The organism is Mesorhizobium montanum (assembly GCF_033977145.1).
In the GTDB taxonomy this organism is placed as follows: Bacteria; Pseudomonadota; Alphaproteobacteria; order Rhizobiales; family Rhizobiaceae; genus Mesorhizobium; species Mesorhizobium montanum.
On the sequence record NZ_JAVIJF010000058.1, the window covers coordinates 1 to 2,039 of the forward strand.

Annotated in this window: 2 protein-coding genes; one reads left to right on the top strand and one right to left on the bottom strand. The window is 61.5% G+C overall.

The genetic code is table 11. The features are described from left to right. Positions 1 to 303: 303 nt before the first annotated feature. Positions 304 to 480, bottom strand: coding sequence for a transposase (locus RFM68_RS33435; RefSeq protein WP_320217907.1), 177 nt, complete (start codon positions 478 to 480; stop codon positions 304 to 306). Positions 481 to 1,397: 917 nt separating this feature from the next. On the opposite strand from RFM68_RS33435, the gene RFM68_RS33440 reads away from it, so the two are divergent. Then, positions 1,398 to 1,646, top strand: a complete 249-nt coding sequence (locus RFM68_RS33440) for a hypothetical protein (RefSeq protein ID WP_320237190.1) — start codon at positions 1,398 to 1,400, stop codon at positions 1,644 to 1,646. The last annotated feature ends 393 nt before the right edge of the window (positions 1,647 to 2,039 follow it).

Sequence of the window (2,039 nt, forward strand, 5' to 3'; positions counted from 1 at the left end):
GTGACGTTGCCCCAGTTTCTATCCAGCTCTGAGTTCGTTTCCGGCGTTGGCATTGCCCTGCTGGCGGTGAAGCGGCGGTCGATGGCGCGGAGCCTTTGGCGTAGCGCAGCGCGAGCGACCGTCGCGGATCGAAGGTGTTGGCGAACTCGTCAGGCGTATGCTGCGCCGCTCGCCGCGCCAGTATTCGATATGTCCCGCCCCTGGTGAGCAGCGCCCAGATGATCCTCGGCGCGATTGCGACGATCTTGAAAGGCCGTCGCGCTGAAAGCGCGACTAGCCATCGCGGCGCTTTGTCGTTGCCCTTCACGCGCCACAAGACCGACGTCGCGTCACAAACGAGCAGCGAGCGGAGCGTCGGGTTGCCCATTTCGATATGCCGCCGAGCTGCTCCTTGCCGTCGCTCGAATGGGGCTTTGGCGTTAGTCCCAGCCAGGCGGCGAAGTGACGGCCGGATTTGAACCCGTCGGGATCCGGGATCAGCGCTTTTGACGGAAGCCGCCGCGATCGCTCCGACGCCCGGAATTGTCGTCAGCCGTGGCATGTCCTGGTCGCGCTTCGCCTCGCCGACGATCCCTCGTTCGAGCTTGTCGATTTGACGCGTCAGCGCCTCGATCTGATCGGCGATTTCAGCCAAAGCCAATCGAGCGGCTTGTGGCAGGCAAACGTCCTCCTCGTCCCGCACGATCTCGGTCAACGCAGCCACTTTAGCCGTGCCGAGGGCGGCAACAACGCCCAACTCCGACAAATGCCCGCGAAGCGCGGATCAAGGGCGCGCGTCCTCAGCACCATGGCCGCCGCTTGTTGATCAGCCGATTTGATCGGAACGAAGTCTTGCGGGTGACGGCTTCGCTGATCGCTTCGACGTCGGCGGCGTTTGTCTTGCGCCGTTTCACTAATCACGAGGTCTTCATAATGCGGAGGCATGATTCACGGATTTTCGCCATTTTCGGGTCAGCTTGCTTTGCATTATTCGTGCCGAACCTCTGCGGGTCAACCAACAGAGGAGTTGCCAATGTCAAATAGCCGTCACGACCTGATCGCCGCACTCAAATCCTCGCTTATCGGTCAGCGGTACAGCCCAGTCGTGGTGGGGAGCTACTGCGCCTACGCGTCTGAGTTTCTCGATTATCTCGTACATCGGAGCATCCCGTCGCGGACGTGATCGACGTGCAGGTCGAGCAATACCTGCAGCATGCGATCGTACTGTTCGAGAAGCAGCGTGGTCGACGTCCCAGCGCGCGCTGGCTCCAGGTTCCGCGCTCCGGCCTTCGAGCCCTATTGCGGCTTGCTCACGGTCAATGGCCACGAGCTATCGAGCCTGCCTGCGCGGCCGATGTGGTCCGATTTGCAATCTGCGACGAGTACGAAATCTGGCTGAGTGAGGAACGCGGGTTGGCTTGCTCCAGCGTCGCAACGTTGATGTGGTGATGTGGGAAGCCCGCAACTTCCTTGCTTGGCAGACCGGTGGCGGCATCGACGGGTGGACGGGCCTCAGCAGTAGCGACGTTGACCGCTATATGGATTTGCGCACGCCGAAACTGACGCGCTGCTCGCTGAAGGATACAGCAGAGCGGCTTCGCTCGCTGCTGCGTTACCTCCACCTCACATCACAGGTCGCGTCACGACGGACCTGTCAGGGCACGTGATAGCCCCGTCGCTTATGCGTGCGAAGGAGTACACCGAAAGTCCTGAACCGCGATCTGACAGTCGCTGTTTCGAGAGCGCGAAGAAACGAGACATCGGCGGGGCTGCGGGACCATGCGATCCTGCAACTCCTTGCAACATAGGGGCTACGGTCTGGTGAAATCCGCAATCTGTAGATCGAGGACATCGACTGGCGGACGGAAGCCATCCATGTTCGCCACCACAAGACGCGAGCCAGCACATCCTGCCACTGATGGAGCCGGTCGGCGAAGCGGTGCTCACCTATCTGCGTTCCGGGCGGCCCATGACGGACGCCAGAGAAATCTTCCAGCGCACGCGCGCACCCTATCGAAAGCTCGAAAGCTTTACGGCGTGGTTCGCCGGCGGCTCCGTGA